A 7102-nucleotide genomic window follows, 5' to 3' on the forward strand; every position below is an offset into this window, starting at 1 on the left:
GACTTTCCGAAGCCGGTATCGAGCCGTCGGTCGGCAGCCGTGGCGACAGCTACGACAATGCCTTGGCCGAGACCATCAACGGCCTGTACAAGGCGGAACTGATCCATCGCCGCGGCCCCTGGAGGTCCAGGGAGTCGGTGGAGCTGGCGACGCTGGAATGGGTGTCCTGGTTCAATCATCAGAGGTTGATGGAGCCCTTGGGGTATATTCCGCCGGTGGAAGCTGAGGCAAACTACTATCGGCAACTCGCCAGTCAGGCCGTAATGGCGGCTTGACTTAAACCAACCAGCCTCCGCAATTCCCGGGGCGGTTCACGATGCCTATCGCGTATCCAGTTTCGAAAGTGACATTGAGATTCATCGTGGTTATGTCTGCCACGAGGGCATTCGCCCCATCGAGACCTTCAAATATGGGTGCTGTCAAAGGACGCCCGGCGATGTCGTTCTCCTCCCATGTGGTGTAATGGCAACCGCCGGACCGATTCGCAATCGCCACCGCTTCCTGGATCAGCCTCGTGAGCTGGTGGGGTTGCGAGGCGTATGCGAAAAAACCTTCAATCTTGTCCATGTCGTTCTCCGCGGTTGGTCCTTAAGCTCGCTAACGCCCAGCTTTACCCGCCGGCTTTGGAGCGCCAGCGGAAAAGCCGATCGGGTTCAAGCTGTTGTTAGCGCAGCTTGCCAATTTACCGGGTCTACCCATCCCGAAGCAGTTTGGCTAAAGGTTGAAAGGCGCGATAATGCCCCTCCGCCAATTCCAAGTCCTGCCGGAGCCAGCGCTTTCGCCTGACCTCAGGCACATCGTCTTTCCCTTTCAGCCAGGTCAGCACTCCAGAGAGCACGTAGTTGTACTGGTCAATCATACCGTCGATGATTCTGAACTGCGGTGAGAGCCTTCCGAGGTTATCAACTACACCTTCATCCAGTCCATTCAGCTCTCGTTCAAGACGCTGCCACTGACTATCAGGGATTCGTAGATCAAGAGTCAGAGAGGCTTTCACTTCGGCGTAGACAGCATCAAACCTTGACCAAAGAAGCTCAGCCTTCGCACCCCTGAATCCCCAAGACAAGCTGTACGAGATCCACAGCCTTGCAAGGGGCTGGAACGTTGTGCGTCCGGACGATGGCTTTTGCGTAAAGATGGGCGCAAAATGTCTGTAACTGACACGTCACAGGAAGCGAGATTATGGCTGATGAGACCCCGACCGGATGGCGTTTCTGCCCGAACCGGTGCCCTGAGCACCGCGCCGCCACTACTGGGCTCTGTACATTTACCCATAGATGGATTCGCGCCAATCCGACGGGCGGCTCAGTCCAACAGGCATTTATCCGCAATGCGGCACATGGCGGATAAATGCTTATAAGTTATGTAAATGGAATTAGAGATGAGGCGACCACAACACATCAAAGCGTTAATGGATTACTTCACCGGTCCCTTTCTCTCCAAGGCTAGGGATCTAGATCCGGCGGTGATTTCCCATCTCCGGCATTGCCGATGTGATGTGGACATCGGAGACGAGGACATTTCGATGAGATTCCGGCTCGCATCTCTCTTCGATGCTATTTGGAGAAGTGCAGTGGACGATGGGATAGCCCTGCCCAACCACTCGGACTGGGCAAATGACTTCCGGGCGTTTTGCAATCAGCTCATGTTTCCTTGGCCTGAAAAACGATTGAGGCATTTCGGCTTTCAGTGCACACTAGTTAACAAGAGCACCCAGAACGCAACTGCCGTATATGAGCTCTCAAATAGGCCAAGTCTGTGACTTTACTCTGACTATCATCTAGGCCGGAACAGTCCGTGTGTCGTACACAGGGGTTGGGTTGAGCCAAACGTTACGCAAGTAACATAAAGGAAGTCGATATGACGAAAGATGAGTTCATTATCCGGTGTGCGATTGGCAATATGAATGGACAGTTTTCGGATTCGGCTAGATCGCGGAATCCTAAGGCGGCGGTTGATTATGCCGAAAAACTATGGGAAGAGCTCGCTAAGCGTGGCTATGTAGATGACCATCCAGAATCAATGCCAGTGGCCTGAAGTAAAGCGCGTTAGTATGGCCAAGTGATGTAAGTTCAACATCGACGAGGCTAGTTCATGGAGTTGGTGGCCGGCATAACGACCACCTCGAGTCCAAGAGCGCACTCTTCTGCGGCAGACTAGGGCAACCCACGGGTCGAGCGGGACGTTGAGACTGTCGAATAACAGCGCAACCACCTAGAATTGCTGCAATAGTCAAAGTAGAGTTCCAACCGACCACTCGACATCACTTAATCAGGCTTTCCTTAGCTTCCTACCATGCCTGCCGGACCCATCACGCTCTTTGATAAGTCCTTTATACAATCCTTGAGCGTGGACGAATCGGTCTGGTTCGATCAGTTCTACCATTCTGTGGTCTGTCCGATTTTTTTTGTTGAGACGCTCGCAGACTTGGCGAAGGAGATGCGAGGGGATCGGTCTGCTGAGAAAGAAGTAGAGAAGATTGCCCAGAAGTTTCCCGATATGGGCGGCAACCCGTGCATGTTTCACGCGGAGCTTTGCCTGGGCAACTTGATGGGACAGCCTGTTCCTATGGACGGTCGCATCATAATGCCTGCCGCCCGGCCGGTACGAGCGGGTAACAGGAGTGGTTTCGTCTTTGAAAGCCCACCTGAAGCGGAGGCATTCAATCGCTGGCAACGGCAAGAGTTTAAAGAAGTTGAGAGAAATCATGCCAGAGAATGGCGTGCGATGCTCTCTAGCCTTGATCTAAAGGAAGTCGCAAAGAAATTCGGGCGAACTGGGATTGCTCCTACTTCATGCAAGAATCTCAAGGATGCATACTCTCTTGCGGAGTCGATTGTCAGCTCGCCAAAGCCATATGATCAGATGGCGCTGGCAACTCTCTTTTTAGGTGTCCCTCGCGAGTACGAGCAAGAAATGGTAAGAAGGTGGCAGATGGCTGGACTATCGCCAATCTCCCAATATGCTCCCTACGCAGCCTTTGTGTTAAAGATCGAGATTTTCTTTCAGGTTGCAATATCAGCAAGCCTTATTTCCGCCGACCGGTCCTCAAACCGAGTCGATATAGCCTATCTCTACTATCTACCCTTTTCGATGGTCTTTGTATCATCGGACAAACTCCATCGAAATTGTGCACCGTTCTTTCTTCGCGAGAATCAGGAATTTGTGTGGGGCCCTGATCTGAAAGCGGACTTGAAGAGCCTTGACGAAAGATATCAAGCTCTACCTCAAGCAACGAAAGACCTCGGAGTATTGGCTTTTGCGTCCACGCCTCCTCAAGATGAGAGTTGCTTGACTTCCGACCTTTGGGACCGACATATGAGCAAGGCTTGGCGCGATAGGCCGGAGATCAATAGCGCGCTACCGAATTCCACCAAGACGCTGGTAGATGAGATGAACGCTTTCAACCACGCCGAGGCTCTTGAGCCGCCAGAAGTGAATTTCGATGCGGAAAGTGCTGATGCTATGTCACTGCAACGCATGGTCCGAAGGCAGAAGGGAAGATGGCTTCAAGTACCAAAAGGTCTAAAGGACGAGGATACTGACGATGACGGAAGCTAACTTGTGTTGAACCGACGAGAACTCGATTTGACGGAGGCGCAATGGACTCACCAGAAGTTATCCAGATCCGGGAGCAATTCAATGCGGGCCTCTGGCCTCAGTTCCTTGAGCGAGTCGAGATCTCGGGTCTTCGCGGATGGGATGGGCAATCGGTCCAGTTTCGCTATCCAGTGACGGCGCTTGTTGGAGAGAATGGGACTGGAAAGAGCACGGTGCTCAAGGCTGCCGCTTCGGCGTACATCGCGCCCAATCAAGGTACTGGCTACTTTCCGTCGGACTTCTTCCCGTCGACCCACTGGGATGACATTAGTGGGGTAACCCTGGGCTACCGAATCAAGAGAGCAGACGACATCCAGGCGTTTTCAATTAAGAAGCCGACTCGACGCTGGAGCTTTCCGGAGGCGCGGTTTGAGCGGTCGGTCTTCTGGTTTGATGTAGCGCGGACACTACCTCTCGACGCATCTGCTGGGTACGCCCGCATCGCGAAATTGGCGGCGGGTGAGACTGCTAGCGAGGATCTGACAGATGATTCTCGCATGCAGTTATCAACGATTCTTGGGCGCGACTATTCAAGTGCCCGCTTCGCGTCTCCAGACGTCAATGCCAACAGGAAAGTGGGCGTTCTTGGCCGCGAGTTCGGTGAGGTATCGCAATTCCATCAAGGCGCCGGCGAGGACACAACGCTGGACTTGATTCAAGCACTTCAGGATATTCCGCAGTACTCACTTGTAATCATAGATGAGGTAGAAGCGTCGCTGCACCCTCGGGCTCAGAGGCGCCTGATAAAGTCTTTGCTGCACTTCGCTCGGTTGAAGAAAGTTCAAACCATAGTCTCCACGCATAGCCCCTACGTTCTTGAGGAGTTGCCGACGGAAGCGCGGGTTCTGATTCTACCATCGCCAACTGGTCCCAATGTGGTCTATGGAGCAAGCCCCGAGTTCGCACTGAGCAGGATCGACGACGCGGTGCACCCTGAAGCGTTCGTGTATGTGGAGGACGGTGAGGCTGGTCGGTGGCTCCGGGAGATCATCGCGGCGCATCCCGACGGCGGAGAGTTATTGCCACGGATCAAAATTTGCGCAGTTGGACCAGCGAATGTCGTCACTCTGATGGGGGACCTTGCTAACAAGGGGAAGCTACCCCACAAGTCCCTCGCGGTGCTCGACGGAGACTATCCGGAATCGCCTGGCTGCGCTGTGCTGCCCGGTGGTGCACCCCCTGAGCGAGTCGTCTTCGAAGAATTGAAGGATGCAGGGTGGCCCAATTTGAGCGAGCGCTTCGGCGTAGGCGCTGGATCTCTCCTCCAATATCTTGAGGACGCAATGCTCACGCCAAACCACCATGCTTGGGCCACAAGTGTTGGTGATCGCGTAGTCAAGAGTGCAGGCAGCGTCTGGGAGACCATGTGCGCGGAATGGTGCCGCGAGTGCTTGGACGAGCAGACTCGCGACGACTTGGTTGGAAGGATAATAGCAGTAATCGAAGGTTAGGCTGAACGCGGTCCAACAAGCGGATCAACCTGACTCGCTTCGCTCGTAGCTTATCCGTCAGCCGTCAGCCGTCAGCCGTCAGCCGTCAGCCATGCTCCAAGACCGCCTATCCATTGTCGCCCGTATCCGTCGATGCCTTTCTCGGCCGACCGCGCCGCCGCTTCTCCGCAGGTGGTTGTTCCGACAACCCGGTTGGATCTGCCAAGCCGAATTGATTTCGAATCCACGCATCCAGCTGCTCCCGATGAAAGTACAGCCGGCGCCCGCCCAGCGAGATCGGTCGTGGTACCCGTCCCCGCTCAATAAGTGCGTCGAGTGTTCGCAGCGAAACGCGCAGGATTTCGGCCGCTTCGTGGCGTGTGATCAGATCTGTCTCGTGCATCGTCATTCTCCGTGCGTTTTTGGGTGGCTGACGATGTGTGTAGAAACCTGAGCACGGGTCTTTCCCAGTACGGCTGCGCACGGCTGATTTCGATACCTCGAATGTCCCCGGCGCAACCAGGCGCAGGAGGGCGAACGCCCCGGGAATTTGGGACAATTTTGGGACACTCCGGGACAAATCCTGCTACAATCCCTTGCGTGTTACTGCGTCTTGATGCGCTCTAACACCTTGTTTTTATATAATAAGCGGTCGTAAGGCGTTGATGCGACTGAGCTCTTGAGCGGTTTCGGGAGGCAGGGGTCGAAGGTTCGAATCCTTTCACTCCGACCAGATCCCATGTACGTCTGATGCAAGCCTGACCGGCTGTTGGCCGGTCAGGCTTTTTTTGTTTCGGCCGTATGGAATCCGGGCCACGTGCGCCAGACCCGCCCGCGTAAAGGGTCCCCGGCCCGGAGCCGCCTCGTCGGCCGCCAATAGAGGCGACCGGCAACCAGAAAAACCATAATCTGGCGGGCACCATCGCGGCGCCACCCGTCAGGCCGCTTCCAGCGTAGGCATCCTGAGGATGCCCTGCGCCTCCTGGAGTGTGAAATCCAGGAAGGCCTGGCCCACCTGCGAGAACCGCTTGCCCTGGGGATAAACCACGTACCACTGGCGCCGGATTGGGAAACCCGCTACATCCAGCACCGCCAGCCGCCCGAGCGCCAGTTCCATCTCCAGCGTGTGCAGGGAGAGCACCCCCAGTCCGAGACCGGCCTCCACCGCCTGCTTGATGGCTTCGCTGCTGTGCATCTCCTGGCCGGCCGTGAGCTGTTCGCCGTGCTGCTCGAAGAATCGCTCCGTGGCGGCCCGGGTGCCGGAGCCCTGTTCGCGCACGATGAAGGGTTCACTGCGCAGCCGTTCCAGGGGGATCGCCTTCTCGGCCACCAGGGGATGCTCCGGCGGGGCGATCATCACCAGGGGATTCTCCATGAACGGATGTGCCACCAGACCCTTGCTGGGGGGCTGGCCCATGATGGCCAGATCCATGGTGTTGGCCGTGAGCATGCTCAGCAGCGCCTCCCGGTTGGTGACCTCCAGCGTCACGGACACCCCGCTGTGGCGCTGGCAGAAAGCGGCGATCATCCGGGGCACGAAATAGTTGGCGGTACTGGCCACGGCGATGGTCAGCCGGCCGCGCTTCAGGCCCCTCATCTCGTCCATGACCATCTCCGCCTCCGAGAGCTGGGTGGCGATGGCGCAGGCGTAGTGGTGCATCTCCCGGCCGGCGTCGGTGAGAAAGATGCGCTTGCCCACCTGCTCGAACAGGGGCAATCCCACGTGCTCCTCCAGCTGCTTGATCTGCATGGAGACCGCCGGCTGGGTCAGGTGCAACTCCTCCGAGGCCCGGGTGAAACTGAGATGCCGGGCCACGGCCTCAAAGGCCTTGAGTTGCCTGAAGGTGAAGTTCATCATGACCGTCCTCCCCGGCCCGAAAGGCCTCGTGGGCTGCGGGCTCGCCGGCCCGGACGAACCCATAAATGATCGCTTATCGTAACAATCATTATAACTGATTGTTAATTATGAAGCCGCATCCACTAGGATGTGCCCCCAGAGTCGCAACCGGGCTGTCCGGCCGTCGCGCGGGCCGCGCCGTCGGACACATGACTGGATCACTCGACCTCACTGT

General features: G+C 56.3%; 8 protein-coding genes. 4 read left to right on the forward strand and 4 right to left on the reverse strand.

Annotated elements, in window-relative coordinates; genetic code table 11:
• On the forward strand, positions 1–275 hold a 275-nt coding region (locus THITHI_RS0117980; RefSeq protein WP_018234451.1), incomplete at its 5' end, for an integrase core domain-containing protein.
• 1 nt (position 276) lies between these two features.
• Here THITHI_RS0117980 and THITHI_RS0117985 read toward each other — a convergent pair.
• Both THITHI_RS0117985 and THITHI_RS20715 read right to left on the reverse strand, forming a co-directional pair.
• Entirely contained in the window at positions 277–567 is a 291-nt protein-coding gene (locus tag THITHI_RS0117985) for a hypothetical protein (protein WP_018234452.1), read from the reverse strand.
• Between the two features lie 124 nt (positions 568–691).
• The gene (locus THITHI_RS20715; protein ID WP_156820708.1) at positions 692–1066 is read right to left on the reverse strand and encodes a hypothetical protein; all 375 of its coding nucleotides are present in this window, start codon (positions 1064–1066) and stop codon (positions 692–694) included.
• A 794-nt stretch (positions 1067–1860) separates the two neighbouring features.
• Here THITHI_RS20715 and THITHI_RS20915 point away from each other — a divergent pair.
• The 3 genes from THITHI_RS20915 (at position 1861) to THITHI_RS0118000 (ending at position 5051) form a co-directional block, all read left to right on the forward strand.
• Positions 1861–2037: a hypothetical protein gene (locus tag THITHI_RS20915; RefSeq protein WP_198005663.1), complete on the forward strand. Its 177-nt coding sequence runs from the start codon at positions 1861–1863 to the stop codon at positions 2035–2037.
• Positions 2038–2349: 312 nt separating this feature from the next.
• Positions 2350–3561: a hypothetical protein gene (locus THITHI_RS20920; protein WP_026186479.1), complete on the forward strand. Its 1212-nt coding sequence runs from the start codon at positions 2350–2352 to the stop codon at positions 3559–3561.
• Positions 3562–3602: 41 nt separating this feature from the next.
• The gene (locus THITHI_RS0118000; RefSeq protein WP_018234455.1) at positions 3603–5051 is read left to right on the forward strand and encodes an ATP-dependent nuclease; all 1449 of its coding nucleotides are present in this window, start codon (positions 3603–3605) and stop codon (positions 5049–5051) included.
• A gap of 106 nt (positions 5052–5157) precedes the next feature.
• On the opposite strand, the gene THITHI_RS20925 is transcribed toward THITHI_RS0118000, so the two are convergent.
• Together THITHI_RS20925 and THITHI_RS0118005 are read right to left on the reverse strand one after the other, a co-directional pair.
• Positions 5158–5433 carry a helix-turn-helix transcriptional regulator gene (locus THITHI_RS20925; RefSeq protein ID WP_198005664.1) on the reverse strand — a complete coding sequence of 92 codons (276 nt, stop codon included), beginning with the start codon at positions 5431–5433 and terminating at the stop codon, positions 5158–5160.
• Between the two features lie 534 nt (positions 5434–5967).
• Positions 5968–6888: a LysR family transcriptional regulator gene (locus tag THITHI_RS0118005; protein WP_018232931.1), complete on the reverse strand. Its 921-nt coding sequence runs from the start codon at positions 6886–6888 to the stop codon at positions 5968–5970.
• Positions 6889–7102: the final 214 nt, after the last annotated feature.

The sequence above is a fragment of the Thioalkalivibrio thiocyanodenitrificans ARhD 1 genome (assembly GCF_000378965.1).
GTDB lineage: Bacteria > Pseudomonadota > Gammaproteobacteria > Ectothiorhodospirales > Ectothiorhodospiraceae > Thioalkalivibrio_A > Thioalkalivibrio_A thiocyanodenitrificans.

Coding starts and splice junctions, on each gene's coding strand:
- THITHI_RS0117985 (WP_018234452.1), bottom strand. CDS start 567: ATGGACAAGATTGAAGGTTTTTTCGCATACGCCTCGCAACCCCACCAG.
- THITHI_RS20915 (WP_198005663.1), top strand. CDS start 1,861: ATGACGAAAGATGAGTTCATTATCCGGTGTGCGATTGGCAATATGAAT.
- THITHI_RS0118000 (WP_018234455.1), top strand. CDS start 3,603: ATGGACTCACCAGAAGTTATCCAGATCCGGGAGCAATTCAATGCGGGC.
- THITHI_RS20925 (WP_198005664.1), bottom strand. CDS start 5,433: ATGCACGAGACAGATCTGATCACACGCCACGAAGCGGCCGAAATCCTG.
- THITHI_RS0118005 (WP_018232931.1), bottom strand. CDS start 6,888: ATGATGAACTTCACCTTCAGGCAACTCAAGGCCTTTGAGGCCGTGGCC.